Source organism: Fictibacillus enclensis (assembly GCF_001457035.1).
Lineage (GTDB): Bacteria > Bacillota > Bacilli > Bacillales > Fictibacillaceae > Fictibacillus_C > Fictibacillus_C enclensis.
This window is the reverse complement of the sequence record NZ_KQ758619.1, coordinates 243,137-269,431: the sequence shown is the minus strand read 5'-3', so window position 1 is coordinate 269,431 and position 26,295 is coordinate 243,137. Positions and strand designations below refer to the sequence as shown.

Genomic DNA, 26,295 nt, shown 5'->3' with positions numbered 1-26,295 from the left:
TTTTTCATTAAACAAACCCCACCTGGGCCCTCGGCTGCTGTTTCACAAAGGCGACGGCTATCTTCGCTGCCACTTCGGCATTATGCTTGATGAGTGCGATATTGGTTTCCAGGCTTTTTCCTTCGGTCAACTGCTTGATGCTGTTCAGCAGGAACGGCGTGATGTCTTTGCCGGTTATGTGCTGTTCATCCGCCTGATGAAGGGCTTTAAGGATTACATCCTCCATGTCTTCATGATTCATCGCATATGCTAAAGGCACCGGATTGGCAATCACAGCACCGCCTTGCAGGTTAAGCTTCCACTTGGTTTGAAGCATGCGTGCAATTTCTTCAGGAGTATCGGTCCTGAAATCCACCCCAAATCCGCTTTCTCTTGAGTAAAAGGAGGGAAATTCATCCGTTTGGTAGCCCACAACCGGTACGCCCTCTGTTTCAAGGTATTCCAGTGTTCTACCGATATCCAGTATGGACTTTACCCCTGCACAGACCACGGCAACGTTGGTGTGAGCAAGTTCTTTCAGGTCCGCCGAGATATCCATCGAATTTTCCGCTCCCCGGTGTACGCCGCCAATACCGCCTGTTGCAAATACAGAAATGCCGGCCAAATCAGCAGCGATCATCGTGGCAGCCACGGTTGTGGCCCCTGTTTTTCCAGAGGAAAGGATGTAAGGAAAATCCCTGCGGCTTACTTTTTCCACCTGTCTGCTCTCTGCAAATTCCTGCAGTTCCTCGTCATTTAAGCCAATCTTTATTTTTCCGTTCATGATACCGATGGTTGCCGGCACCGCTCCATTATCTCTAATAATCTGCTCCACATCCCGGGCCATTTGCACATTTTGCGGATAAGGCATGCCGTGAGCAATAATGGTGGTCTCCAGAGCTACAACAGGGTTTCCTGCAGTAAGGGCCTGTTTCACTTCTTCTGTATACGTTAAATAGAAATGCATTCGTTTTCCTCCACCAGTTTCGTCATCCTCTCAGCGGTAAGATGCGGGTAAACGGATAATCCGGTCTGCAAGGTTAAGGAGGCCAGTGCGAGTCCATATTGACAGGACTGAACAAACTCCATTTTCTTTGATAAGCCAAACAAATAGCCCGCTGCAAAGGCATCTCCGGCTCCGGTGACATCGACCGTTCTTACCGGAAAAGCAGCCAGGTGAACTGCTTCTTGTCCGGATGAGGCAAACACCCCCTGGCTTCCGAGTGTGATGATGACGTTTTTTACGCCGAGTCCATGAATTTTCCGGGCAGCTTCTTTGCAGTGATCCAGCCCGTGAATCTCCATGCCGGCGATGACTTCTGCTTCCTCTTTATTCGGCAGTATACTGTGAATGCCGCTTAAGGATTTCATCAGTTTCTTCGATTTTATTGTGGAAACCGGGTCAACAATCACCGGTATGTTTTCCAGCTTGCAGCGTTCTGTAAGATAAAACAATGTCTGTTCAGGAAGGTTCGTGTCCAGTACCACCAGGCTGGACTCGGCGATGTGCTGCCATTTTTGCATAATGAACGGCACGGTCATCTGTTCATAGATGTTCATGTCGGCAACGGCAACCGCCATATTTCCGTTTTTGTCCAAAATTGCAGTGTATGTACCTGTTGCCTGTTTCTTATCTTTGTGAATCTGGCTCGTATCGACGCCGTACTTGCCAGTATTCTTAATGACCCATTCTCCTTCTTTATCATTGCCCACCATACTGATCAGGCTGACGATTGCCCCGAGCCGGCCGAGATTTTCACTAATGTTTCGAACGACACCGCCGCAGGTCTCGGCCATGGTCACCGGGTTGGACGTTTCATATTGGATCGTTTCTCTGCAGGTGGCTTTTCTATCCAAATGGGCCCCGCCAATACAAGTAACTCCTTTTGGCTCCGGCAAAATGTAGGCACGCCCTTTGATCTTGCCGCTTTTTATCAGGCTGGCAATATAGCCGGACACCGCGGGGCGGGCCAAATCTAATTCGTCTGCGATTTCTCGTTGGCTGATGAAGGGGTTCCGTTGGATCATACCAAGGATTTGAGATTCCTTATCCATAAACTACATCCTTTCCCAACCATTTTTCACTAAATTAATTTTAGTTTAAACGTCAGATAAAAGGTCGTCTACTGATTTCTGAAAATTAAAAAATATTATTCGCTTGCAGTCCGCGAAGTTTTGCGAGTGCCTGTTTTCGCCAGGATTTAACGGCACTGATACTTACCCCCTCCTCATCCGCGATCTCGGTCTCTTTCATTTGATAAAATAACTTCTTCACCACCCATGTTCTCTGTCTTGCGGTAAGCTTGGACAAATACAGCTCCAATACCTCCTGTTCAAGGGGAAGAACACCGCCTTCATAAGGGATGGTTTCCGTCAGTTCCAAAGAAAAACCCACATGTACCGACTTGAATTTCGTTTCTTTTTTCAATAGTTCCAGCATTTTCCCCCGTACTGTTCTGTACGCGAATGGCCCGAATTCCCCCTTGCTTTCGTCAAACCTCAGGCTTGCTTCCCACAGGCCAATCAGTCCTGCCTGGTAGTACTCATCAAAACGGTTGACCACACCAAGTGTACGGATCTGCGATTTGATCAAAGGCTCAAACTGTTGAGCCAATTCTTCAAACGTAATATGCATCTTCCATAATCCTTTATCAGACACGTGCCTTCTTTTATTCCGCCGGTACCTTAAAACTACTTTCTGATACAGCGCCTGTCATATTACGAAAATCGGTAAATAAAGGGGTTAAATCCTCCGGAAAACCGATTTTCACACTATGAAACATGACTTATGAAGGCTTGCTGAGTGAGGAAAAACAAAAAAGAAATCTTTTTTTGTGAAGATGCCTCCTTTTTCACCAAACGGTCTACTTATAGGTGAAAGGAGGTGAACGAAATGGCCACAACAGCAATCCTAAGCACACAGCTTCGATTGGTTTTTGACGGAGGAATGGACGGCGACAAGCAAATTTACAAGAATAAAAATTTCTCCAACGTAAAAACAAGCGCAACCCCTGATCAGCTTTATGCGGTAGCCAATGCCCTTGCTCCTCTTCAGCAGCTGCCGTTGCTCTCGGTGGAACGCAATGATTCTCACAGCATCTATGCTTAAGACATTCACCCTCTTAAAAATGCTTAAAAAGAAAGGAGGTTTTTATCCATGGCAAAAACGTTGGAACTTCAATTTATCAATGAGCAGGACAAAACCGTCACTATCTCGCTTGACTCCCCGGCAGAACCGGTGGATACGGCAGCGGTTAAAGCGGCGATGGACGCTGTTATCGCCCAAAACATCTTTGTTTCCACAGGCGGCGATTTTGTAAAAAAGAAAGGCGCGCGCCTCACGGACCGATCAACCAGTGACATTGTACTTCCATAATCAAAAATAACACCAAATAAGGGCTGTTGACCTCTTGTGTCAGCAGCCCTGTTTTTTAAAAAGCGGGTGATCTCGTGCAAAGGAGGAAGCGAAAATGGAAACATGGCTCTCTTTCGTAAGCGATGTTGGCTTTCCGGTCGTAGTGACGCTGTATTTGCTGCACCGTATCGAAGGCAAACTTGATACATTGAACCACTCGATCCTGTCGCTGGCCGAACGGATCCAACGATAGCAAAAACAAAAAAGCCAGGCACTCCGCTTCATGGAGTGCCTGGCTTTTTTTGATGCCTTTCTTTATCGTTGATCAATAAGGATCTTCGGAATGTCCTTTTTCTTCTGCTTCCTTGACCGCGTCGGCTGCTCCCTCTGCCCCAATCGGTTCCTGGGTGGAGCTGTTGCCATCAGATGCCATGCGAAGTCCTTCTTCCAACCTTTTTCCGTAATCTTCATCACATTGGTGACACATTTCTATCATTTTGCTCTTGATGCGTTCATCACAAGGAGCAAGTGTATTCACCAGGTTGGTGATGAGTTCCTCGCGCTCCCATTCTTCAAAATGACGGTATGTGTCACCCGCCTGTCCAAAGTTGTTCGGACGATCAATGCTTTCCCGCACAACATGGCCAGAGGCAAACGGTGTATGCTCCTTGCCGCTTTGCTTTGCTTCTCTTAGTCCATCCGTTGTGGAAGGTTCATAGTTCACATGCGGATTTTGATTTTCGCCAAGGTCAACCTTATATTGCATTTGGCCGCCCCGCTGATTGGTCGCCACCCGCTTTTTCGGAGCATTGATCGGCAGCTGGAGGTAATTGGCCCCGACCCGGTAGCGCTGTGTATCGGAATAGGAGAAGGTGCGTCCAAGCAGCATTTTGTCATCCGAAAAATCCATGCCGTCCACAAGCACCCCGGTTCCGAACGCCGCCTGTTCCACCTCATTAAAATAATCCTCTGGGTTGCGGTCGAGGACCATTTTTCCTACAGGCAGCCATGGAAATTGGTCTTCCGGCCATAGCTTGGTATCGTCAAGCGGATCGAAATCCAGTTCGGGATGCTCGTCATCACTCATAATCTGAACAAGCAGCTCCCATTCCGGATACTCTCCTTTTTCGATATGCTCATATAAATCCTGTGTCGCATGGTTGAAATTCTTCCCTTGAAGCTCTTCCGCATCTTTCTGCGTCAGATTTTTGATGCCCTGCTTCGGCTCCCAATGATACTTTACCAGCACAGCCTCTCCCTCTGCATTGACCCAGCGGTACGTATTAACCCCTGATCCCTGCATCTGGCGATAGTTGGCCGGAATGCCCCACGGAGAAAACAGGAACGTAATCATGTGCATTGCTTCAGGTGAGCTTGAAATAAAATCAAAAATCCGTTGTCCGTCCTGAATGTTCGTTACCGGATCCGGCTTAAAGGCATGAATCAAATCCGGAAACTTAATGGCATCACGAATAAAGAAGATTTTCAGGTTGTTTCCAACAAGGTCCCAATTGCCATCTTCGGTATAGAATTTGACCGCAAATCCACGCGGGTCACGCAAGGTTTCCGGAGAATGGGTTCCGTGGGTAACGGTGGAAAAACGGACAAACAATGGCGTATGCTTTCCTTTTTCCTGAAACAATTTAGCTCTTGTATATTTGGAAGGATGTTCATTCCCTACTTTTCCATACGCTTCAAAATAACCGTGTGCTCCTGCCCCTCTGGCATGTACGACTCGTTCCGGCACACGTTCACGGTCAAAATGACTGATTTTTTCCAGAAAGTCGTAGTTCTCCAGCGTGGCTGGCCCACGATTGCCTACGGTCCGCATATTCTGGTTGTTGGTTACAGGATGTCCCTGACGGTTCGTCAGCGTTTGGTCATTTTCTTCTTTAGACTTTTTTTCATTCGGGTTGGACTGATCTTTATTCACGTTCGTACCTCCCTGGTAATATGTAGTCGCAATACCTACATTTCCCTTTACATGGTAAAAAAACACCTCGTTTTCTAAAATTAGATAAATATAGAAAAAAAGCCCGCCTGAGAAAAGACGGACCTGTGTAAAATTTAATGTTTGAGCGTTTTGGCGAGTGCCAATGCACCGCAAAGGCCGGCATTGTCGCCAAGACCCGGAGGAACAATATAATTCCTGATATTTTCCTCTGTCAGCTGGCTGTGCTGCACATAACCGTTCAGCTGGCTGATCACCTGCTGACGTACCATTGGGAAAAGATGCTCTTGTTTCATCACGCCACCGCCGATCACCATCTTTTTCGGTGACAGGATGAGAATATAGTTTACAAGTGCCTGGGCCAGATAATACGCCTGCAATTCCCATACTTCCGGTCTGTCGGCAAGTTCAATTCCTTTCTGTCCCCAGCGCTTTTCAAGCGCAGGGCCAGCCGCCATGCCTTCAAGGCAATCCTTATGGTACGGGCAGTTCCCTGCAAAGCTATCTTCCGGATGACGCCTGACCAGGATATGGCCCATTTCAGGATGCGTTAAGCCGTGCAGCAATTTGCCTTCGGTGATGGCTCCGACGCCGATTCCTGTTCCGACCGTCATATAAATACAGCTGTCCAGTCCTTTGGCCGCTCCCCATTCCATTTCTCCCATAGCGGCAGCGTTTACATCTGTGTCAAAAGCAACCGGTACGCGAATGTGCTTTTGAATCTCTCCGACCAAGTTGTATTGAGCCCAATGCGGCTTTGGCGTGCTGGTGATATATCCGTACGTATCGCTGTTTTTATTCAAATCTACTGGTCCAAACGAACCGATTCCCATCGCGCTGATTTCCTTGCTGCGAAAAAACTCCAGAACCTGTCCGATGGTTTCATCCGGTGTGGTGGTCGGGATGCTGACCCGCTCCAGCACCTTGCCGTCCTCATCTCCAATGCCGCAAATAAACTTGGTTCCTCCCGCTTCAATTGCCCCGAGCTTCATTCCGACTTCCTCCTCGCATTCAGTTCTTTTCTTGTTTAATGTACCATATTCACCGACCGCCAGTCGTACTTTTTCGCGGTAAAAAAAAGGCAGCCTCCTAAAAGAGACTGCGGCTTTTATTTGGTGCTGTGCGAAGTGATGAAGGAAGCATTTCCTTTTAAAGAAAATTTCTTTACCGTTGAAGGAACAATAAAATGGTCCCCCTTTTTGAATGACGAAGATCCGCTTTGCGTTTCAATTTCGCCTTCACCGTCAAGCACACTGACAAGAAGATACATCGGGTTATCCAGGTTCTCTGCTTTTCCATCCAGGTTCCAGTGGTAGACCGTAAAATAGGATTCTTTGATCAGCTTCTTGATCTCCAAACCGTCCCGTTTATCTTCAACCGGCTGGAAATCCGCATCCTGGTGGGGAATCATCGCTACCTCAATCGACTGCTTGATATGAAGTTCCCTCGTATTCCCCTGATCGTCCTTGCGATCATAATCGTATACACGGTACGTGACGTCCGAGCTCTGCTGCGTTTCAAGGATCATCGTACCGGCACCAATGGCATGAATGGTGCCGTTTGGAACATAAACAAAATCCCCAGGCTGAATTTTCACTTTGCGGAGAAGCTTATCCCATTCTCCATCGTCGACCATTCGCTGAAATTCACTTTTCGATTTGGCATGGTGGCCGTACACGAGTTCAGCATTTTCCTCGCAATCTATAACATACCAGCATTCGGTTTTTCCAAATGGTTCGTCCTCTTCTTGTTGCGCATAGTCATCATCAGGGTGCACCTGAACAGACAGATTGGTCTTGGCATCCAGGATTTTTACAAGCAAAGGAAAATCGTTCCCCTCCTGTCCGGCGAAAAGCCCCCTGTGCTTTTGCCACGCCTGATCAAGCGTCATACCTTGAAGCGGACCATTGAGTATCGTGCTTGGACCGTTTGGATGGGCTGAAATTCCCCAGCACTCCCCGGTTGTTTCCGATGGAATCTCATAACCGAAAACTTCCCTGAGCTTCGTTCCTCCCCAAATCCGGTCTTTAAAAACAGGCTGCAAAAAAATTGGTTCCGCGTACATACCAACATCCCCTCATCATTTTCATCCAATAACAAAAGATACAGCTTCTATTTTACCTTATTCCCGTAAGATAGTGAAACCGTGAACAACGGAATCTTTTGTGGCAAAACTTCAAAAATTTTGCTTCGATGAAAAGAAATAGAGAGGATATGCTTGTGCTTTTAGCTTTGATAGGTCTTGCTTCCCCAGTAAAAGATACTGTGCCCCCTCCATCTGATCTGCTGGGCTTTGCCATTGTACCGCTGTTCATAATGAAGATGCGCCCCTGTGCTTGCCCCGCTGCTTCCCACCGCTCCTATCTTTTCGCCGCGCTTCACCTGTTGCCCGAGCTTAACTTGAACACTGCTCAAATGAGCATAGAGCGTCTCCCATCTGCCGCCGTGTGAAATTACGATATACCGCCCGTAACTTCGATTTCCCAGGTTCCTGATTTTTACGACCTTCCCTGGCGCCGATGCGGTTACCTCGTCCCCCTCGTCATAAAGGCGGTTTAAATCCACTGCATTTTGAGGATTGTGGTTCATCCGTGTCTGGCCGATCCACACTTGTCCCGGAGGAAAAGGAATCTGGAAAACCGGGGATGCCGCCGCCTTTTCAAACGGAAGATCCAGCATCACCACCAGGCTGATCAAGAACATACCACCGATTAAAAGCATTTTGTATCGATTCAAAGATAAAACCTCCCGGAAGCTAACATGGTATATTTATTAGCTTGCTGGAAAGTAGTAAAAATACATATGGGAAAAGGTGTAAAAATCGATTACTTGCGGTTCAAGAAAAAAACAGTGCCCCTATAAGAGGCACTGCTGTACAAAACTAGATGATATTTTGCCTTGAAAGCTCGTTTTCCGTATTTTTCTGAAACAGCAGGCTAAGCACGATATAGGCGGCCAGTGATATCGCCACCGGCAAAACGACCGTATGCATTCCCCACAGGTTCGGGGCGAGCTGGTCCAGAAGGATATAGGACACTACGCCTCCCACAATCGATCCTGCTGCACCTGCGGCATTTCCTTTTTTCCAATAGAGTCCGAGAACCACCGGCCAGATAAACGCAGCTTCCAGCCCTCCAAAGGAAAACAGATTCAGCCAAATCAGAAGATCAGGCGGATGAAGAGCCACAAAGAAAACCAGGACACCGATAATGGTGGTCACCGAAAAACTGAGTCTCTTTACGGATTGCTCGCTCGCATCCGGTTTAATGTAGTTGATGTAAACATCCTTCACGATGGAGGAACTGACAATCAACAGAATCGAATTCACCGTGGACATGACTGCCGCCAGTGGTGCCGCCAGCACGATTCCGGCGAGCCATCCCGGCAGTACTTTCAATGCAAGAAGGGGCATGACTGTGTCTCCGACCTTAATACCCGGAATCACCACCCGCGCAAAGACACCCGTCAAATGCATGCCAAGCATGATGAATCCGACGACAAACGTGCCAATAATCATCGCCTGATGCATCGCTTTGGAATTACGGTAGGACATCGCCCTTACCGTAATTTGCGGCAGCCCGACAACACCTACCCCCACAAGAAGCCAAAAGGAAGACAGATACAGCGGCGTTAACGATTTGTCTGCGCCAAATGGCGTAATTAGATTCGGGTTCTCTGCCGAGAGCGTCGAAATAATATGAGGAACACCCCCGCCGGCAACAATGGTTCCGGCAAGAATGATCAATGTGCCGATGAACATCACGATGCCCATTAACGTATCGGTAATCACAACGGATCTGAATCCCCCAGCTACCACATACACCAGAACCGAGAACGAAAAAATAATTAAGGCTGTTGGATAGGAAACACCGGTAAAGGATTCAATCAGCCGGCCTCCGCCTACCCACTGCGCAGCGGTGGAGGAAAACAAGAAAATGCTTATGCTTGCAGCGGAAAAGATCACCACCCATTTGTTTTCATAGCGGGCTTTCAAAAAATCGATAAGGGTCACCGCATCAATTTTTCGGGCCACAATGGCAAATTTCTTCCCGAGGACCGCCAGGGTAAAGTATCCCGTAACTAGCTGGGCCATCGAAAGAAGCACCCAGCCAAGGCCGAGGTTATAGGCAATCCCTGGTCCTCCGATAAAGCTGCTGGCACTTCCGTATGTAGCAACCATTGTCAATGCCAGAACAAACCCGCCAAGATGCCGGCCTCCCAAAAAGTAATCTTTAAGAAACCCAGGTCCTTCTGTCACTTGGCGCGCTGTAAATAATCCTGCCAAAAACATAAGTATTAAAAAGCCGATCAAGGGGAGGAGTACTTCCCAGTTCATTTTTCCTCCCCCTTTGTCTCTTGATAGGTATCTTCTTCAAAGGGCAATTCTTTAAAGAAAACCTTCACCATAACGTAAACAAGAATGGAAAAGACCACGAAACCGGCTACACAGCTGTAGAAAAACCACGCAGGCAATCCCCATATGTACTGATATTCTTTAACGGGTTTCCCTCCGAGTCCATAGGCAAACGCGTACCACCAGATAAAATTCAGAACTGCAAGGCCTATTCCCATGAGTGCTTCACGGTTGGATACTTTGAAACGAGGATCCATCGAAACAGCTCCTTTCACTCTGTCACTATAACTCATCATTTGTCTATTATACATAAGATCATGGACAAAATCTAAAAGTGGAAAAATAAAACAGCCTAGCTGAGTGAAGCTACGCCGTTGATATTTTTATTTAATTGGATCAATCTGGCCGCGCAGCTCCCCGCCCGTGCAGAATTCGGAATATACATTAACATAAGCGTTTCCCGCGCTGATTTCTTCAATAAGTTTGGATAAAGGCATGCCTTGAAGTGGCCCAATTAAATCTTTGCTTGTGATATTGCCCGTTACAATCCCGGTGTTGATGCTGATCCCAGGATTGATGTTACCAAATAAATACGCTGCCGCTGGACCATTTTTTCCAGCCGGTCCAATATGAATACGCACTTGGGTCAACTTTCTTACATTGTTGACTTGAATGCGGTAATGCAGCTTGTTGCCGTTGGAGCTTAGGACAAATTCGGTGGTGCCGGATGCCCGGGTATGAACAGGCGAAACTTCATTATCGCCTTTTAACCTGCATAAAAATTGCTTTAACAACAATCCAACCACTCCTTTCCGATAGCTATTGACAGTATATTCCGGAATGGAAAAGAGGCTTGTTTATTTATCTAGCTTTTAGAAAAATAGTGTATTTCCCAAGGAATTTTTGAAAAATGGCCATACATTTTTTACAAAAATGAACAAACCGTGAATTTTTACGTAAAAACTATGAAAAAGGCTTAAAAATAAACTATATATTGTGAAAATTAAATAGACAGCATTCTATATCTAGTATAAAATGGGAATATATAGTGATACATACTTGAGGTGTGCAGTTATAAAACATTTTTCTGTATAGGGGGAATGGATATGACTCAGCAGAACATGGTTACGTTAAAACTTGAGATCGATGCCATCCGCTTAACAATGTACGTTATGAGCTCCACTGTAACCAACCTCGCAGACCCGCTACTTGTACAGTTAAGCCAGTTACTAGACCAAAAACTAAATGAACTTCACAATTGTGCTTAAAGCTGTCCCCTTGTTTGGGGACAGCTTTTTTAATCGATGAACCGCCGGCGCACTTCCGGTGAAGGAATCATGCATTGGTCTTTCTTTCCGAACCATTTATAGCGGTTTCTGGCAACCCATTCATAGAGCGCATCACGGGCCCGGCGCGGAATGAATTTGGCCAGAACCGCTAATTTCCACACGCCTCCAAGGTCTCTTGCAATCACTATCGCCGCATCTGACTTTTGGTAGGCTTCGCCGTCTTTTATATAAACCACGCTTTCAAATGAATCCGCAGGAAGAAGGAAGTGCTGCAGAATCTGCTTCCCGGCTTCTGACTGCAGCGAACCATAGGAAATCGTCCCTTTTTTATCCTGCTTAATTAAAAAGTTTACGATGCTGTTGCAGAAGTTGCACACACCATCAAACAATAATACCGGGCCATTGCGCATGATGCTATCTCACCTTCCTTATATCGTCATCCCGTTTGAGAGCACTAATTTGTACGGCCGCTCTCCCCTCTCTTCCAAAAAGCGCTGCGCCTTACCTTCAGAGGATGGCGAACAAAAGTGAAGGTCGCAGTCCTTCAGTTTCAACACAAAGCAATCGGCTTTGAGATCAGAATCGTGATACGATCCGCCAGCCGGCAGATCCAGCCGCTCTTGCCACAGTGAAGAAGACACCCTGCTGTTATCTACCATAATTTTTAGATGTTCCATAGTCAATTCACCGGCAGGGTGATTCCCAATCATACCGCTCTCCTTCAATTCCTTTTCCCTGCTCTCGTCAGGCTTCAGCCAATCTATGAAAAAAGGAGGAGCTAATGTACCATCTGCCGCATTATACTGCAAGAAAAGGAGTTTCCATTCCAAGGTGGATCCGTCCTCACTCTTCCGGCTTCCGGGAAACAAACGGGTCTTTACTCCTTTTTGCTCAAACTGCTTCTTTACCTCTTGAATCCTGTCTGTACGAATGGCAAACTGTCCGGGACCTGGTTGATCAGGAAGATCCCTCAACAACTGGCCAATCAAAGGGTTTTCTGTCGCTTTTTGTGCAATCCCTTGTTCTTTTATCGCTAAGTATTCAACATAACGGAGGCCAAAATAACACAATGCATTGTGGGTTCCCCAGCTCTCGTGGCTTCCTCCAAATATCGGGTGAAGCCTCTGTCTCTTTAATTCTTCCATATGGCTGTCCAGTGACTCGCCGGTAAAGTACACCAGGTGATCAAATGCATACATCTTCTTTCTCCTTCCCACATCATTCCTTTAGTAAAAAGGCAGCAATGCTTTTACATTGCCGCCATTGAGTTTTCTATACAGTTACTTCTTCCTTTTTACCAAGCATTTTTTCCGCTGTTCTGACAAACATGGCGACTCCCCGCTCCAGGGCGTCCTCATCGATTGTAAAACGGGCGTGATGATGGGGATAGGTAATGCCCTTCTCCTCATTTCTGGCACCTGTAAAGAAAAAGCAGCCGTCGGTTTGCTGTAAAAACGCAGAGAAGTCCTCTCCCACCATCGTAGGCTTCATCTGTTCCACGCTTTCTCCGCCGTATAGTTCTTCAGCGGTTTCCTGCAGCAGCCGTGTAACATTATCTTCATTGATGACGGCACGGTAGCCTTTTTCATACTTAAACTCATAGGCCGCACCGTGGGCTTCCGTAATTCCTTTGATGACCCGCTCCATAAGCAGTGGAGCCTGGTCCCGTATTTCAGGATCAAAGCTTCTAACGGTTCCGCACAATTCCACCGATCCCGGGATAACATTATGGGTGGTTCCCCCTGCAAACTTGGTTACGGAAATCACCAGCTGGCCGAGAGGATCAATGTTGCGGGATACAATGTGCTGCAGGTTGGTGACCACCTGCGAAGCGACTGCGATGCTGTCAATGGTCTGATGCGGAAGTGCTGCATGTCCGCCCTTTCCTGTTACGGTCAGGAAAAAGGTATCCGGTGCAGCCATCATCGGCCCGTAAACGATTCCTATTTTGCCAACTTCAAGTGGTGACCAAAGATGGGTTCCAATGACTGCATCCACACCGTCCATGACACCCGCCTGAACCATTTCTTCAGCACCGCCCGGGAAAACTTCCTCGGCATGCTGAAAGATAAACCGGATTTCTCCTTTCATCTGATCCTTTTTTTGTGAAAGGATCTTGGCCGCTCCCAAAAGCATCGCTGTATGGCCATCATGGCCACAAGCATGCATTACACCAGAATTTTGGGAGATAAAATCAACGTCGTTTTCTTCCGTAATGGGCAGTGCATCAATATCCGCCCGAATGGCAAGCACACGGCCCTTTTCGCTCCCGGTCAACTTTGCCATAACACTGTTTTTTGTGGGGCGGGAGAGCTCCAGGTTTCCAAACGACTCAAGGGTTTCGTATATAAATTGCGAGGTTTGTTCCTCGTGGAATGACAATTCGGGATTTCTATGCAAATGCCGGCGCCATTCAATGACCTGATCCTTCAGTTCTCTGCTTTCTTTCACTGCGGGTAATACCTTCATGACTCGTCACTTCCTCTGTTGTATATGGTGGTCATTATATAAGAAATGAAATAATTTGAAAAGATTTAATATACTGACATCTTAATTGTACAAAAAGACTTTAATAAAAGTGCCTCTCAGGGAAAAGGATATGATAAAAGGAGGCGTGCGTCATGGATGAAAAGAAAGAAGGAATCGGGCAACCATCTGAAAGCAATCGTGAGGATGTGTCACCTGATGAGGTGTATGAAGAACTGGAGTTTTCAGATCAGGCGGTAATCAGCGGCATCGTTCATCATCTTGCTCACCCGAGTGAAGAGGAAGAAGAATGCTGATCACAACAAAAGACCAGTACCCATGCACACAGCATAAGGTACTGGCTCTTTACGTTTAGGCTTTGACGTCGCGCTTTTGAAAGACGGCAAAGGTAATAATCAAAAAGAGAGCTGAATAGATCGCAAGCATCCCAAGCGAAAAGGATAAAGACATTCCCTTTACCACTTGAAGTCCTTCATCCAGGTACTGGGTAAGATCCATGTTCGGAAACAGCGTGTATTTCGCCCATGACTTGCTGCTGATAAACAGAACGAGCGCATTTCCTGCAAATGTAAGAAACAAGGAAATCCCGATGGCTACAGAACTGCTGTAGAAAAGGGTTGAAACCATAAAGGCAAGAAAAACCGTTACCGCAAACTCGATAAACTCCAATCCCATGTTGGCCAGCACATATTCTGAGATGAGCTTTTCATGGACCTTGCCGTCAATCATTGACAAATACGGCTGATCCATCCCGCCAAACCCATACAAAATACTGCCGAACAGCCATGTAGCAACCACGAGAATCACCCAAAGGAAAAAGGCGAAGGCCAAGGTGGCGATCAGCTTGGAAAGGAGAATCTTCCACCTGCTGTATGGACGGATGAGCAGCATCTTGATGGTTCCTTTGGCAAATTCTCCGGCCACAATATCACTGGCTATCACAATTACGAACAAGCCCAGCAGGGAGGAAAGAGGCGCCATGTCTTTCATGAACTTCCAGCTTGTTGTTTCATAAGGAGAGATATCATTTTTCAATGCGTATTGATTTTGTTTATACTCGTTTTCGAGCGACTGGGCAACAAATTTTGGACTGTTGTCCTTTTTGGCTTCAGCAATCTGGCTCTTTAACTCTTTATTTTGTTGAGTAACCTCCTGCTTCCAGTTGGATTTTACAGTGTCGTCTTCCGTCACTTTTCCGTAAATGGCTACGCCTAAAACGATCAAAATAGGAAGCGCGATAAATACCCATGTCCGGGTTCTGCTGAAAATCTTGATCCATTCATTACTGACCAGCGACAGAAACTTCATTCAGATTCCCTCCTTTTCCAGTCATTTCAAGGAAGCGCTCTTCCAACGTTTTCTTTTTCACCTGGATCCCATACACCAAAAAACCGGCTTCAACGAGCCTTTTGTTGATATCGCCGATTTCCTGATTTGTGTTTGCTTCTACAATCAGTTCCTTTTCGGACACCTCCACTGTTTTTGCCGGAAAGTGTTCAGCAAGGAGAGATTTGGCTTCGTTCATTTCGTTTTCCAGCAGGAAGTGCACCCTGGCCTGCGCCTGATCGGTTACATTCGTCACATTATCAATTCGGACGAGTTTCCCATGTTGCATAACAGCCACTCTGTCACACATCAATTCCATTTCGGCCAGAATATGACTGGATACGACGACAGAAGTTCCCTGGTCGGCAAGCAGCCGCAAATAGTTTCTGAGATCGTGCATTCCCTGCGGATCCAATCCATTGGTCGGTTCATCCAGAATGAGGAGGGAGGGACGATGCAGCAGTGCCTGCGCAACACCCAGCCGCTGTCTCATGCCCAGAGAATAGGTTTTCACCTTTTTATGGATGGCCTGTTCCAGATCCACCAGCTTTACCACTTCATCAATCCGTTCCCTGGTGACGCCGGGCAACATGCGCGCATATTGCATGAGATTCTTATATCCGGTTAAATAATCATACATCTGTGGATTTTCAACAATGGCTCCAATCTGTTCCATTGCTTTTTCATAGTTTTTACGGATATCAAGACCGTTTACCAGGATTTCGCCCCCGCTCATGGAGATCAAGCCCACAATCATGCGGATGGTGGTTGTTTTACCTGCTCCGTTCGGACCGAGAAGTCCAAAGATCTCCCCCTTCCTCACCCCAAAGGACAGGTGGTCCACCACATTCTTCCCTTTCATCTTTTTCGTCACTTCTTTTAACTCCAAGGTATGTACAGTTTCCATACTTCCTCCTTTAACTTTGTTACTGCCTTTACAACTTTTCCAAATACTAACATATTACACAATATAATACGGGTCAATAGGCGAAGAAGTTTCATGTTCTTGCCAGAACCAAAAAAACTCCTTTATGCGCGCTTGTCATAAAGGAGGAAAGTTTGTATTTCATTCGATCTATTGCATCAGGACATAGGAACCCAGTGAAGGCAATCGCACTACTCCATTAAAGATCTCTCCTGTCATAACATCCTTCCAGTTGCCCTTGGGCAGTGTCAGCCTGTGGCTGGCGGTGGTGGAATGATTCAATAAGCATAGATATTTCTTACCGCCTTTGCCGGTGCGGACTACCATTTCCACATCATCAGGAAGTTCAAGCATTCCAACACCGGCCTCTTTGAAAATATCTTTATAAAGGCGCATCAAAAAGTATTCTTCTACCGCAGTGCCAATGTAATAAACAACGCCTTTTCCGTATCTGTTTCTGGTTATAGCCGGTTCGCCTTCGTAATACGCATCGCGGTATACACCGATTACGTCTGCCGATATGGACTGAATGATATCACACCATACCGTTGCCGGTGACAGTATGTCCTTAATATTTCCCTTGGTGCCTCGTACCCTTGTTTGTTGACCGGGCTGAAGGGCTTCGAACTCTTTGACGTAAACGCCCGCAAGCTCTGCGAGCTCCCCGGGCAGGGTCAGCTCTGTCAACGCATTGTTCGGTTCTTTCAAGCCCGAACGGTAAGAAAGGACGACCGTGCCTCCCTCCGCCGAAAACTTTTTCAGTTTTTCCGTAAATTCTGGATCTGTCAGGAAATATACAGGAGCAACCACGACTTTCAGGCCATCAAGGGTGCTTTTTGGTGATACGATGCATGTCGCACTGTTGAGATGATAAGCGCCGTAGTAAAAACGAAGAAGTTCCTGTTTGTAATCGAATGCCCCGCTTTGCGGCTGAATGCGCCATGCCCAGGCATTTTCCACATCGTAATACATCCCCACTTCAGGGATATAATCGGAAGCAACCCATTCATCTCCGAACGTTTTAAGTGCGGCAATGGTCTCTTTCACCTCTTCAAATTTCCGTTTTGGCTTTCCATCATGACCAAGGATGCCGTGGCTGAACTGCTCGGTACCAAACCGGGAAGAACGCCACCGGAAATAAAGAATTGCTTCGGCCCCGCGTGCAATGGCCTGATACGTCCAAAGCCTGATCTGCCCCGGCCGTGGAAGATAGCCGGTATGATTCCAACCTTGTGCCCCCGTAATCTCTTCCATAACCCAAAAGCCCTTTCCATCCTTTGTTGAACGGCAGATGTCATGCTGCATGGCTATGGACGCCGGTGTGGCGGGTTCGGGGCTGCTTCCCCACACCGGATAGTTGCCACTGGAAACAAAATCCAGGTTTTCGGCCATATCCCTCTGGTCGATGGCCTGTTCATTAAATACAAAATTATGGGTAATAAATTGGTGATCGGAAATCATTTCCCTCAACAGATCAACCTGCAGCTTGCTGTAGGCTGTATAGCTCGCTGCACAAAAACGGTCAAAATCAAGAAGCAACCCGGGATTATGCTGCTGGTACACGTTCAACGGCAATGGTATCTGCTCCCATTCCGTATAGGTCTGGCCCCAAAAGGCAGTTCCCCAGGCTTCGTTTACAGCCTCAAGGCTGCCATAACGATTTTGAAGCCAAAACAAAAAGGATGTACGGTCCTCATTTCCATAACTGCGGTCTGACTTCTCATGGCCAAATTCATTATCAATCTGCCATCCGATCACATCCGGATGATGACCATATTTTTCCGCCAGCTTATGCACTACTTTTTCTGTAAACCGTTGATAGGTTGTGCTGTTAACCGTATAGTGCCGGCGCCCCCCAAATGAAATGGGATTGCCGTTTCGATCCGTCGGCAGGATGTCCGGATACTTCTGCACCATCCATGCAGGAGGTGCGGCTGTTGGAGTGCCCAGTACGATTTTAATTCCATTTTCGGTCAATTCATCAATGATTTCATTCAAAAGACTAAAATCATAAACGCCTTCTTCCGGCTCAATCAAATGCCAACCGTATTCCGCCATCCGTACAACATTGACACCAAGCTCCTTCATCAATCTGATATCTTCAGTCCATCTTGATTTTGGCCATTGTTCAGGGTAATAATCCACTCCCATATACAAGCTGAATCGCTCCTTTGTCTGCATGCTCAGATTTCTCTCACATGCCGGGTGCTTTAAAAACAGGGGACATGATGATTTTTCATGTCCCCTCCAATGTCTTAGCTTCTTTCAGTTGTAGAATACCCTTTTTACGAGCCACAAATGCCTATTGAGCGGAATAACCATCCGGATGATTCACATGCCAATTCCATGCATGTTTGACGATTTCCTTCAAATCTGGATATTGAGGAATCCATCCCAGTTCATCCTTCGCTTTTTGCGATGATGCAATCAGGACAGCCGGATCACCCGCTCTTCTTGGCGAGGACACCGCTTGAATCTCCCGTCCGGTCACCTCCCTGCATGTTTCAATCACTTCTTTGACCGAAAACCCCGTGCCATTACCCAGGTTGTACACGCCGCTCTCCTCTGTGCGTTTGAGCTTTTCGAGGGCCAGATAATGAGCCTCCGCCAAGTCCATCACATGGATGTAATCGCGAATGCATGTCCCGTCTTCCGTTTTGTAATCCTCTCCGAAAATCGAAACATGCGGCCGCTTGCCGAGAGCCGCTTCCAGAACGATCGGAATAAGGTGGGATTCCGGTGTATGGTCTTCGCCAATTCTGCCTTCAGGATCTGCTCCTGCCGCATTAAAATAGCGAAGGGCTACCGACTTCAAGCCATAGGCCTGATCCGCCCAAAAAAGAAGTTTCTCTATAGCCAGTTTGGTTTCACCATACGGGTTTCCTGGAACCGTGCGGTCACTTTCCGAAATAGGAACCGTTTCAGGCTCACCGTATACCGCTGCCGTGGATGAAAAAACAATCTTTTTCACGCCGCTTTTCACCATGCGGTCTACTAAATTCAAAGACCCTGCTACATTATTTTGATAATAGGAGATTGGATGTTCCACACTTTCTCCTACCAGTGAATTTGCTGCAAAATGGATGACTGCTTCAATTTCATTTTCTGCAAACACGGCATCAAGCAGCTCACTGTCATGAAGGTCTCCTTTATAAAAGGAAACGCCCTCCATAACCGCTTCCTGGTGGCCTTTTTGCAGGTTATCGAATACAACTACTTTTTCCCCTTTATTCAGCAAATGCAGCACCGTATGACTTCCAATATAACCTGCACCGCCTGTAACTAAGATTGCCATTATCGTTTCACCCCGTTAAGTTCTTTCACTCCGTCTCCAATTTCGCAAACATAAAAGTCAGGCACTAAACCTGTTCTTTCCGTATATCGGCCAGCTACGTTTTCTTTGAAATCTTCCACCTGTTCCTCTTTTACAATAGAAATGGTACAACCGCCGAACCCGGCACCGGTCATTCTTGTTCCAATGCACCCGGGCTGCTCTTTTTGAAGATCAAAAAGCGTGTCGAGCTCTGTACCTGTCACTTCATAATCATCTCTTAGTGACATGTGGGATTCGTTCATATATAAACCGAAGGCAGTGATATCTCTGTTTTCAAGCGCAGCGACCGCCTTCTGCACACGGTTATCTTCGGTTACCACGTGTCTTACCCTTCTCCTGATCACTTCATCCTCTATATACTGTTCTACTTTTTTGAATTGAAAAGGAGTCAGCTCACCAAGGGTCTCTATATCTTTCAAATGCTGCTGAATGATTTGGAGCCCCTGCTCGCATTGGCTTCTTCGCTCATTATACTTGGAATCGGCCAGCCCCCTGCGTTTATTGGTGTTGGTAATCACAAGCTTGTAACCTTCTGTTTCAAGTGGAATCATCTCAAATTCATAGGTTTGGCAATTGAGAAATACAGCTTCATTCCTTTTGCCGAAGCCGACAGCAAACTGGTCCATAATTCCGCTGTTTACCCCAATAAATTCATTTTCCATGCGCTGACACAGCTTGGCAAGCTCCAGCATATCGATTTCACTGTTTTCAACCGCTGAAAAAGCAAACGCACTGACCATTCCGATGGATGCGGAAGAAGAAAGACCTGCACCATTCGGAATATTGCCATGGTATAACACATCTGCTCCAGAAAGAGAGATTCCGCTTTTCTGCAGCTGTAAAAGAATGCCCTTTGGATAATTAGCCCAGTCATCAGCATCGTAAAAAACGATAGGCTGATTGGCATCCACAGTTACTTCCTGCGGAAAATTTCCACTCTTCAAACGGTAAATCCCATCTTGTCTCTTGCGTACGGCCATATACGTGCCGATCGACAGTGCCGCAGGAAAAACATAGCCGCCATTGTAATCCGTGTGCTCCCCAATCAAATTGACCCTTCCTGGCGCAAAGAAAAGTCGAACCTCGTCGGTATTTCCCGGAAAATAGTTTAGAAATTGTTCTGCGAGCTGTTGCTCCATTCTTATTTCCCCCTCTTTTCATGATATCGCTGTATGCAGTTCCGCAAAATTTCTGCGTTGTCTTCTACTTTTGTCGGATTGGCCGCTGCCCATCCACCGGTTTCAGAGGAAGAATTGTATTTTATTTTATCACTTGCACGAAGCGGAGGATAAAATTCAATGTGGAACCGGTAAAAATCGTTATAGTCATCCTTTCTGTTTGAAGGCCGCTGGTGCATGACCATCATATACGGAAATAGTTTATCGTAAATCAAATCCATGCCGCCAACGAGTTCCTGAAGCATATCGCCAAGTTCCTTTTTTTCCTCTTCGGAAAACTCGGTGATGGCTGTTTTTTCATCTTTGCTGACAATATAGGCGCCATAGGGATAGTCTGTAAAAAACGGAATGAACGCGATAAAATGCTCGGTTTCCAATATCACCCGCTCACCAAACCTTTTTTCCTCTGCTATCATATCGTCAAACATGTTGCGGTTGTTCTCTTCGAAATACTCTTTGCAGGCATTGAGTTCTGTTTTTACTTTTAACGGGACAAATGGATAAGCATACACCTGACCATGTGGATGAGGCATTGTTACTCCGACTTCCTCTCCCCGGTTTTCAAAAATCATGACATATTCGTGGTTAGGATCTTGCTCCAGCTGTACGAACGTATCCGTCCACAGGTCCATCAGCTTCTTCATATGCTCCCGTGAAAGATCCGGGATGGTATCGTAGTGGCCGGGTGAATACAGAACCACTTCACATTTCCCATGCGCTTCTCTTGTTTGATACAGGCTTCCACCAACTGCATCCGGCTGCGGTGGATTCGGTGACAGCACAGGGAAGTCATTATGATATAAATGAACATCATAGTGATCAGGAACTTTTCCGGAACCCGGGCAAAACGGACAAAAGTCCTTCGGCATGTGCGGGCGGTTCTGCCGGCTTGCCGCTACCATCGTCCAGTCCTTTAATAAAGGATTATAACGTAACTCAGCCATTGTATTTCCTCCTAGAGTGTATTTATTAAGTGTTGTAAAAAACATCACACGTCTATCGAACTTTGTTAAATTAAATTATTAAGTTGATACCAGATTACCACAAGTGAAAAGGTTTGCATACCCAGAGACACCATTTTTACAATAAAAAACCGGGAGAGCTTCCCGGTTTTTTTAGCCTTCGATGTAATTGGAGATTTCAATCAGGTTCTCATCCGGATCACGAATATATACAGAAGTAATCGGTCCCTCGGCCCCCGTTCTTTCCACCGGTCCTTCGAGCAAAGATACTTCATGATTTTCCAGGTGTTTTATCACATGGTTTAAAGGGATATCCGTGATAAAACACAAATCCGCAGAGCCTGGCAAGGGCGTTCCAGCTTTTGGTTCGAATTCCCGGCCCGCTTGATGAAGATTGATTTTTTGGATCCCGAACGTAAGCGCTTTTCTTCCCTGTCGAAAAGTCTCTACCTTCATGCCTAACACTCTGGAATAAAATTCACAGGTCTTTTCTATATCCTTTACCGTCAAAACCAAGTGGTCCAGCCGCCGAATTTCCAAACTCAGTCCTCCATTTCATTGAATGATCTGTTAAGTAAATTTTATCAAACCCATCTCTTTCTATCCATAATGATAAAAAGAAGGTATACTATATGTTAATTAATTAAATTAACTTGAGGTGTCATAGCCATGCAACGTGGTACGTTTCAATTCATGAAATCGTTGAATCGAAGTATTATTTTAAATCGAATCCGTTTGGAGGGCCCGATCTCCCGGGCGCAGATTGCCAAGGATACAAAGCTGACGCCCCCAACTGTCAGTTCTATTGTAAAAGAACTGATCGATTCGGGTCTTATAAAGGAAAGCATTCAGGGAGAGTCACAGGGCGGCCGGAAGCCGACCATGCTGGTCATTAATGAAAAAAGCTTTTATGTCATTGGGCTCGACGCCGGGCCAAAAGATATTAAAACCATACTGACTGATTTAAATGGCGGCGTCCACCATTTTAGTGAAAAAGCCCTTTCGTTACCTGTTACGGCAGATGAGTTATTAAAAATGATGAAATCAGAAATACAGGGGCTTTTGGATCAGTACAAAGAGGAAGAAGATAAAATCATCGGCATTGGTGTGGCCATGCACGGTGTTGTCGATGTCGACCGGGGAATATCGCTCTATGCCCCGAATCTTGATTTAAGAAATATTCCTATAAAAGAGGAACTGGAAACCACCTTTAACCTTCCTGTAAAGGTGGAAAATGATGCAAAAGCGATTGCTCTGGGTGAAGTTTGGTTCGGCAGCGGAAGCGGCGCAGCCAGTGTAGTTGCCGTAAATGTCGGCAGCGGAATCGGGGCAGGAATCGTCATAAATGGACAATTGTTTCACGGGGAACATTTTATTGCTGGAGAAATTGGTCACATGACAATTGATATTGGCGGAAAACAGTGCAGCTGCGGAAATTATGGCTGTTTGCAGACGCTGGCTGCAGGCCCCGCGATTGCCGAAAAAGCCAAAAAAGAAGTGGCCATCGGAAAAGAAAGCCGGTTAACTGAACTATCGGGTGGAAATCTGGAAAATATCAGCGGCCGCCTGATTCACAAAGCTGCTATGGAGGGAGATCAACTGAGCAGGGACATTTTGCACTCTGCAGGGATTTACCTCGGCATCGGCTTAATCAACCTGATCCACCTGCTAAATCCCGAACGGATTATTATTGGCGGAGGTGTAGCCAATGCCGGTGAAATTCTATTGGACGCGGTAAAAGAAACCATTGCAAAGATGGCGTTGACAGAACGGGCAAAGCAAACCGATATCCGGCTCTCAGGGCTCGGAAATAAAGCCACCGCTATTGGCGCGGTTTCCCTCCTGCTTTCTGAGCTTTTCTCCATACAGTAAGTGGAAAAAGACGCCCGTTTCCTGCCAGGGAACGGGCTTTTGCGCGTAAACCCGGTGTACTAGCCAGTGCCTGCCCTTCATATGCTTGTATGGAAACGGAGGGGTGGACAGCATGGATTTGTTAACAAGTGCCGTTGTTGGATTGATTGGTATTTTGGTTCTTACCGGACTGATTGGTTACGCCCAGACAGGGTATAGACTGAAAAATTGGATCAGAGAGCTGCAGGAACTTGAAACCCGGACTGCAATGCAGCCGCGTTCCCGCTGGATCCAGCGTGTATGCTCGGATTATCGCCAATATCATTTGTCTGGTGTATCGTCCCTGAATACACAAGCTTTAATTGAAAAACATCTCTTTCAGGAGCGCATTCCCTTGGTCGGATTGATGCGTGTTCCTGTGGGCAATATTCAAAAAGTGATGCAGCAGCTTCCGGCTTTTACCATCATACTCGGGGTGCTGGGTACTTTTATCGGCCTCACCCTTTCCCTTCTTTCCATGCAGGATACACTGTTCCGACTTGGAAATGCCGCCAGCGGGCCGACCATGACCATGAATTCGATCATTTCCTCATTAACTGCTCCGTTTGAAGGTATGAGCGTTGCTTTTATTACGAGTATCGCAGGGATCGGCGGAGCTCTGATTCTCAATATTCTTCAAACCGGTTTCCTCTCCCGCGGCTCTTCCCTTACGTACCTTCAAGGAAAAGTCATGTCGGACTGTGAGGTTTACCTCGATCATGCCTTCAACAGCCTTTTATTGCAGGAAAAGCCCCAGGATTCAGCTGAACGTCTGCTCGACCGACTTGCAGTGAAAATCGAAGAAAGCTTCCAGCGAAGTGTGGGTGAATTCGGCAGCTCGATGACCGAATTTACAGCCGGGCTGAAAACGGCCATGGAGGATGTAAAAGGCATTCTGCATGCGCAGCGGCTGCACAGCGAGTCGTTTGCCGCTTCCACCAGCACACTCGAGCAATTCGGGAATCAGCTTCAAAAAACCACCGAAAAACAGGACAGCATGCATAAAGCGGTGGATCAAAGCATCAGTGTCCTGACTTCACAGATCAAAGCTTTTGAACAGCAGTTCCAAAAAGGAGCCGAACGCCAAAATGCCGGGCAGCAAAAATTCGAGCAGCTGATCCAGCGGTCGGATAAAATGCTTGTCGAATCCCAGCGCCGTTCGGAGGAGTTTGCCGGCAACCTCACCCGGGTGATGCAGGAGCAGCTACAGCATTATGTCAGCCAGCATGAAAACCTGGAAAACCGGCTGGGCCAGAAACAGGAAGAATGGTACTATCGCTATTCTGAAAAACAAGGGGAATACGGCAGGGCCGCCGCTGATTTTGCTTCTTCCGTACAGCTGCTTGAAAAAGGATTCTACAATGCGGTTGAGCATATCAAGCGGGATTTTGTGGAACAAATCCGCCACGTACTGGAAAGGGAAAGGCAGATCAGCCAGCAATCCCAGCCTCAGCGCAATGATGACATGCGGGAGCTTGCCCGGACACTGGAGAACCTTTTTCATGGACTGTCGCGCGACTTCACCAGCAGCAACCGGACGCTCGGGGACATGTACCAGCTGCTTCAGCGAATGTACCAGACAGCCGTGGACAATCAGACGGTCTATGATAACCGGGAACATGAGGCAAGGCTCATAAGCTCGCACGAACCAAGAAGGCGGTGATGAATCATGCGTGCCCGTAAAGATGTGTTTGCCGAACAGCACCAGGAAGAAATCTATTGGCCCAGCTTTACCGATATGATGGCCATGATGGTGCTCATCATGATTTTCATCGCCATTCTTGCGTACGTTCAGAGCATTTATAATGCGTATGACCAATCACAGATCAAACAGGAGCTTCACCAGGTGGCCGATGTGAAAAAGCACATTTCGGACCTGATCGAAAAACAGCTTGAAAAAAATGTGGGGAAAGATAAAGTGGTTCGTGGGCCAAACAATACCATATCGGTCGAGGGCAATATTCTGTTTGATACGGGAAGCGCAGAAGTCAGCGATAAGGGGAAGAAGGTTCTTAACCCCCTGGCTGATGCGCTCGCGGAGATTATCGATGAAAAAGACATGAGTAAATACCTTTATATTATTCTGGTAGAAGGCCATACCGATTCCGTTCCGTATGACAACTGGTCCCTCTCTACAGAACGGGCGGTCGCCGTCGTAAAATATCTGGCAAAAGCTAATCCGAAACTCTCACGCCTTCCCTATGCCCAGTATCTCGCTGCCACCGGATACAGCGAATACAAGCCGATCGCCAAGGGAAGCTCACCTGCCGCTCTGCAAAAAAACCGCCGGATCTCGTTTCAGATCATTTTGGATGATAACAAATGGCAAAACAAACTCAAGAACATTGTGAATCAGCAGTAAAAAAAATTATCGCTGAACTTTATGCCAAAAGAAAAACGTATGCATGGTGTCATCTTCATTCAGAAATGGGTTCATGAACATCCAGAGATTACGGTCTGCTACCAAAACGATCACATTGACCTTATGCATGAGTCCGGTGAGAATTATGAAACCTATCCAAAATATGTAATTCATGAATTTGCAGATATCACATTTATTGAAAATGCCGGCGTACACAATGAGAACATGGTAGCCCAAGCTTCATACGAAGAAATGACAGACGACATTCATGCCGGAAAACTTAAAATGCTGAAATAAAAAAACGAAGGGTGCTATCCCTTCGTTTTTTCAGTATCCAATATAAGCTGATAAAAATGAACATCCTGCCACCGATCAAATTTGTGCCCTACTTCCTTCAAACAGCCAACAAAATCAAAGCCGAAACGTTTGTGCAGGCGAACGCTTGATTCGTTCCCTCCTGTAATCCCCCCGATTACCGTATGGTAACCAAGATTGCTGGCCCTCTGAAGGATTTCCTTCATTAATTCTTTCCCTATTCCCTGGCCCCGAAATTCTGATGAGATATACAGGGAAACTTCTGTCGTACGGGCATAGGCTTCTTTATCCCTGAAAGGACTGAGAGAGCCATAGCCGGCAACCTTTCCGTCCACTTTGGCAACGATCAGCGGGAAAGCACCCCCGTATTTTTCAAACCATTTTTTTCGCTGCTCCAATGTTTGCTCCTCCAGATCAAAGGTAGCCGTCAATGTCCGGATGGCTTCATTATAAATATCCAACAACGCGGGTAGATCGCGAGGAAGGGCATCCCGAATATGTACCATGGTGTATCCTCCTTTGTAGAATCTTTCGCATCTCTATTACTTTATCAAAATTTACTTTCTCCAGACAAAATAAAAAAGCGAA

At 46.6% G+C, this 26,295-nt stretch carries 29 protein-coding genes and 1 pseudogene; 9 read left to right on the top strand and 21 right to left on the bottom strand.

The genetic code is table 11. From position 1 onward, the window contains the following. Positions 1-7 precede the first annotated feature (7 nt). The 3 genes from AS030_RS16690 to AS030_RS16680 all read right to left on the bottom strand — a co-directional run bounded on the left by AS030_RS16690 (position 8) and on the right by AS030_RS16680 (position 2,614). Positions 8-946: a pseudouridine-5'-phosphate glycosidase gene (locus AS030_RS16690; RefSeq protein WP_061973689.1), complete on the bottom strand. Its 939-nt coding sequence runs from the start codon at positions 944-946 to the stop codon at positions 8-10. Beyond that, positions 931-2,034 (bottom strand): carbohydrate kinase, encoded by a 1,104-nt coding sequence (locus tag AS030_RS16685; RefSeq protein ID WP_061973687.1) that lies wholly within the window; start codon positions 2,032-2,034, stop codon positions 931-933. Before AS030_RS16685 ends, AS030_RS16690 begins: the two co-directional genes overlap by 16 nt. A gap of 85 nt (positions 2,035-2,119) precedes the next feature. After that, a complete protein-coding gene (locus tag AS030_RS16680) occupies positions 2,120-2,614 on the bottom strand; it encodes a sigma-70 family RNA polymerase sigma factor (protein WP_061973685.1) in 495 nt (164 codons plus the stop codon). 258 nt (positions 2,615-2,872) lie between these two features. Here AS030_RS16680 and AS030_RS16675 point away from each other — a divergent pair, with 258 nt between their 5' ends. The 3 genes from AS030_RS16675 (at position 2,873) to AS030_RS16665 (ending at position 3,587) form a co-directional block, all read left to right on the top strand. Next, the gene (locus tag AS030_RS16675) at positions 2,873-3,088 is read left to right on the top strand and encodes a DUF1659 domain-containing protein (protein WP_061973684.1); all 216 of its coding nucleotides are present in this window, start codon (positions 2,873-2,875) and stop codon (positions 3,086-3,088) included. Positions 3,089-3,136: 48 nt separating this feature from the next. Beyond that, a complete protein-coding gene (locus AS030_RS16670) occupies positions 3,137-3,355 on the top strand; it encodes a DUF2922 domain-containing protein (RefSeq protein ID WP_061973682.1) in 219 nt (72 codons plus the stop codon). A gap of 94 nt (positions 3,356-3,449) precedes the next feature. Further along, positions 3,450-3,587 (top strand): YvrJ family protein, encoded by a 138-nt coding sequence (locus tag AS030_RS16665; protein WP_061973680.1) that lies wholly within the window; start codon positions 3,450-3,452, stop codon positions 3,585-3,587. 72 nt (positions 3,588-3,659) lie between these two features. Here AS030_RS16665 and AS030_RS16660 read toward each other — a convergent pair whose 3' ends face one another. The 7 genes from AS030_RS16660 to AS030_RS16630 all read right to left on the bottom strand — a co-directional run bounded on the left by AS030_RS16660 (position 3,660) and on the right by AS030_RS16630 (position 10,436). Next, positions 3,660-5,267 carry a catalase gene (locus AS030_RS16660; protein WP_061973678.1) on the bottom strand — a complete coding sequence of 536 codons (1,608 nt, stop codon included), beginning with the start codon at positions 5,265-5,267 and terminating at the stop codon, positions 3,660-3,662. 134 nt (positions 5,268-5,401) lie between these two features. Further along, entirely contained in the window at positions 5,402-6,277 is an 876-nt protein-coding gene (locus AS030_RS16655) for an ROK family protein (protein ID WP_061973676.1), read from the bottom strand. A gap of 116 nt (positions 6,278-6,393) precedes the next feature. Continuing rightward, the gene (gene manA, locus AS030_RS16650) at positions 6,394-7,350 is read right to left on the bottom strand and encodes a mannose-6-phosphate isomerase, class I (RefSeq protein WP_061973673.1); all 957 of its coding nucleotides are present in this window, start codon (positions 7,348-7,350) and stop codon (positions 6,394-6,396) included. 161 nt (positions 7,351-7,511) lie between these two features. Further along, complete coding sequence (locus AS030_RS16645; protein WP_061973672.1) at positions 7,512-8,021, bottom strand: M23 family metallopeptidase; 510 nt, start codon at positions 8,019-8,021, stop codon at positions 7,512-7,514. Positions 8,022-8,166: 145 nt separating this feature from the next. Beyond that, positions 8,167-9,621, bottom strand: a complete 1,455-nt coding sequence (gene panF / locus AS030_RS16640) for a sodium/pantothenate symporter (protein ID WP_061973670.1) — start codon at positions 9,619-9,621, stop codon at positions 8,167-8,169. Then, positions 9,618-9,896, bottom strand: coding sequence for a YhdT family protein (locus AS030_RS16635; protein ID WP_082635860.1), 279 nt, complete (start codon positions 9,894-9,896; stop codon positions 9,618-9,620). Before AS030_RS16635 ends, panF begins: the two co-directional genes overlap by 4 nt. Before the next feature lie 126 nt (positions 9,897-10,022). Further along, on the bottom strand, positions 10,023-10,436 hold the full coding sequence (locus tag AS030_RS16630; protein ID WP_162264560.1) for a CHRD domain-containing protein: 414 nt from the start codon (positions 10,434-10,436) through the stop codon (positions 10,023-10,025). 309 nt (positions 10,437-10,745) lie between these two features. Between AS030_RS16630 and AS030_RS23735 the strand changes: the two genes are divergently transcribed. Beyond that, entirely contained in the window at positions 10,746-10,907 is a 162-nt protein-coding gene (locus AS030_RS23735) for a Spo0E family sporulation regulatory protein-aspartic acid phosphatase (protein ID WP_162264559.1), read from the top strand. A gap of 29 nt (positions 10,908-10,936) precedes the next feature. On the opposite strand, the gene AS030_RS16625 is transcribed toward AS030_RS23735, so the two are convergent. The 3 genes from AS030_RS16625 to AS030_RS16615 form a co-directional block, all read right to left on the bottom strand. Beyond that, positions 10,937-11,338, bottom strand: a complete 402-nt coding sequence (locus tag AS030_RS16625; RefSeq protein WP_061973668.1) for a thiol-disulfide oxidoreductase DCC family protein — start codon at positions 11,336-11,338, stop codon at positions 10,937-10,939. Between the two features lie 18 nt (positions 11,339-11,356). Further along, on the bottom strand, positions 11,357-12,127 hold the full coding sequence (locus AS030_RS16620) for a VOC family protein (RefSeq protein ID WP_061973666.1): 771 nt from the start codon (positions 12,125-12,127) through the stop codon (positions 11,357-11,359). A gap of 73 nt (positions 12,128-12,200) precedes the next feature. Further along, on the bottom strand, positions 12,201-13,397 hold the full coding sequence (locus AS030_RS16615) for a M20 family metallopeptidase (protein WP_061973664.1): 1,197 nt from the start codon (positions 13,395-13,397) through the stop codon (positions 12,201-12,203). A gap of 152 nt (positions 13,398-13,549) precedes the next feature. On the opposite strand from AS030_RS16615, the gene AS030_RS23730 reads away from it, so the two are divergent. Next, positions 13,550-13,711, top strand: a complete 162-nt coding sequence (locus AS030_RS23730; RefSeq protein WP_156412589.1) for a hypothetical protein — start codon at positions 13,550-13,552, stop codon at positions 13,709-13,711. A gap of 55 nt (positions 13,712-13,766) precedes the next feature. Here the strand turns inward: AS030_RS23730 and AS030_RS16610 are convergent, their stop codons facing one another. The 7 genes from AS030_RS16610 to AS030_RS16580 all read right to left on the bottom strand — a co-directional run bounded on the left by AS030_RS16610 (position 13,767) and on the right by AS030_RS16580 (position 21,680). Further along, positions 13,767-14,723, bottom strand: a complete 957-nt coding sequence (locus AS030_RS16610; protein ID WP_061973662.1) for an ABC transporter permease — start codon at positions 14,721-14,723, stop codon at positions 13,767-13,769. Further along, positions 14,698-15,648, bottom strand: coding sequence for an ABC transporter ATP-binding protein (locus AS030_RS16605; protein ID WP_061973660.1), 951 nt, complete (start codon positions 15,646-15,648; stop codon positions 14,698-14,700). Before AS030_RS16605 ends, AS030_RS16610 begins: the two co-directional genes overlap by 26 nt. A gap of 168 nt (positions 15,649-15,816) precedes the next feature. Beyond that, the gene (locus AS030_RS16600; protein WP_240482377.1) at positions 15,817-17,847 is read right to left on the bottom strand and encodes a beta-galactosidase; all 2,031 of its coding nucleotides are present in this window, start codon (positions 17,845-17,847) and stop codon (positions 15,817-15,819) included. A 121-nt stretch (positions 17,848-17,968) separates the two neighbouring features. Beyond that, complete coding sequence (galE, locus tag AS030_RS16595; protein WP_061973656.1) at positions 17,969-18,961, bottom strand: UDP-glucose 4-epimerase GalE; 993 nt, start codon at positions 18,959-18,961, stop codon at positions 17,969-17,971. Next, positions 18,961-20,139, bottom strand: coding sequence for a galactokinase (locus AS030_RS16590; RefSeq protein WP_061973654.1), 1,179 nt, complete (start codon positions 20,137-20,139; stop codon positions 18,961-18,963). The genes galE and AS030_RS16590 overlap by 1 nt, the downstream gene beginning before the upstream one ends. 2 nt (positions 20,140-20,141) lie before the next feature. Beyond that, positions 20,142-21,122, bottom strand: coding sequence for a galactose-1-phosphate uridylyltransferase (galT, locus tag AS030_RS16585; protein ID WP_061973653.1), 981 nt, complete (start codon positions 21,120-21,122; stop codon positions 20,142-20,144). Positions 21,123-21,293: 171 nt separating this feature from the next. Further along, positions 21,294-21,680, bottom strand: coding sequence for a VOC family protein (locus AS030_RS16580; RefSeq protein WP_061973651.1), 387 nt, complete (start codon positions 21,678-21,680; stop codon positions 21,294-21,296). A 129-nt stretch (positions 21,681-21,809) separates the two neighbouring features. Between AS030_RS16580 and AS030_RS16575 the strand changes: the two genes are divergently transcribed. The 4 genes and pseudogenes from AS030_RS16575 to AS030_RS16560 all read left to right on the top strand — a co-directional run. Continuing rightward, entirely contained in the window at positions 21,810-23,012 is a 1,203-nt protein-coding gene (locus AS030_RS16575; protein ID WP_061973649.1) for an ROK family transcriptional regulator, read from the top strand. Between the two features lie 112 nt (positions 23,013-23,124). Further along, complete coding sequence (locus AS030_RS16570) at positions 23,125-24,693, top strand: hypothetical protein (protein ID WP_061973647.1); 1,569 nt, start codon at positions 23,125-23,127, stop codon at positions 24,691-24,693. Between the two features lie 6 nt (positions 24,694-24,699). Beyond that, entirely contained in the window at positions 24,700-25,392 is a 693-nt protein-coding gene (locus AS030_RS16565) for an OmpA/MotB family protein (RefSeq protein WP_061973645.1), read from the top strand. 6 nt (positions 25,393-25,398) lie between these two features. Beyond that, positions 25,399-25,689: pseudogene (locus AS030_RS16560) on the top strand (phenolic acid decarboxylase); the annotation flags it as partial. A gap of 14 nt (positions 25,690-25,703) precedes the next feature. Here AS030_RS16560 and AS030_RS16555 read toward each other — a convergent pair. Then, positions 25,704-26,213, bottom strand: a complete 510-nt coding sequence (locus tag AS030_RS16555; protein WP_061973643.1) for a GNAT family N-acetyltransferase — start codon at positions 26,211-26,213, stop codon at positions 25,704-25,706. Positions 26,214-26,295 lie beyond the last annotated feature (82 nt).